Annotated in this window: 1 protein-coding gene; it reads left to right on the top strand. The window is 68.1% G+C overall.

The window, feature by feature from the left end:
* On the top strand, nt 1-1,005 hold a 1,005-nt coding region (locus tag ACWDNY_RS31440), incomplete at both ends, for an alpha-glucosidase C-terminal domain-containing protein (RefSeq protein ID WP_451649208.1).

Raw genomic sequence — 1,005 nt, 5'->3', positions numbered from 1 at the left:
GAGGGCACCAACTGCGAGAACCTGCCCGCCACGCACGCGTTCCTCAAGCGGGTCCGCAAGGAGATCGACGCCCAGTACCCCGACACCGTGCTGCTGGCCGAGGCCAACCAGTGGCCCGAGGACGTGGTCGACTACTTCGGCGACTACCAGGCCGGCGGCGACGAGTGCCACATGGCCTTCCACTTCCCCGTCATGCCGCGCATCTTCATGGCCGTGCGCCGCGAGTCGCGCTACCCCGTCTCCGAGATCCTGGCCAAGACCCCCGCCATCCCCTCCGGCTGCCAGTGGGGCATCTTCCTGCGCAACCACGACGAACTGACCCTGGAGATGGTCACCGACGAGGAACGCGACTACATGTGGGCGGAGTACGCCAAGGACCCCCGCATGCGCGCCAACATCGGCATCCGCCGCCGCCTCGCCCCACTGCTGGACAACGACCGCAACCAGATCGAGCTGTTCACCGCCCTGCTGCTGTCCCTGCCCGGCAGCCCGATCCTCTACTACGGCGACGAGATCGGCATGGGCGACAACATCTGGCTCGGCGACCGCGACGCCGTGCGCACCCCCATGCAGTGGACCCCCGACCGCAACGCCGGCTTCTCCTCCTGCGACCCCGGCCGGCTCTTCCTGCCCACCATCATGGACCCGGTCCACGGCTACCAGGTCACCAACGTCGAGGCGTCGATGTCCTCGCCCTCGTCGCTGCTGCACTGGACCCGCCGCATGATCGAGATCCGCAAGCAGAACCCCGCCTTCGGCCTCGGCTCCTACACCGAACTGCCCTCCTCCAACCCGGCCGTCATCGCCTTCCTGCGCGAGTACGAGGACGACCTGGTGCTGTGCGTGCACAACTTCTCCCGCTTCGCACAGCCCACCGAACTCGACCTCAGCGCGTTCGGCGGACGCCACCCGGTCGAGCTGTTCGGCGGGGTCCGCTTCCCGGCCATCGGCGAACTGCCCTACCTGCTGACCCTCGCAGGACACGGCTTCTACTGGTTCCGGCTC

The organism is Streptomyces sp. NPDC003697 (genome assembly GCF_053587115.1).
The sequence above is the reverse complement of the archived record's forward strand: the minus strand, read 5'-3'. Positions and strand labels throughout refer to the sequence as shown.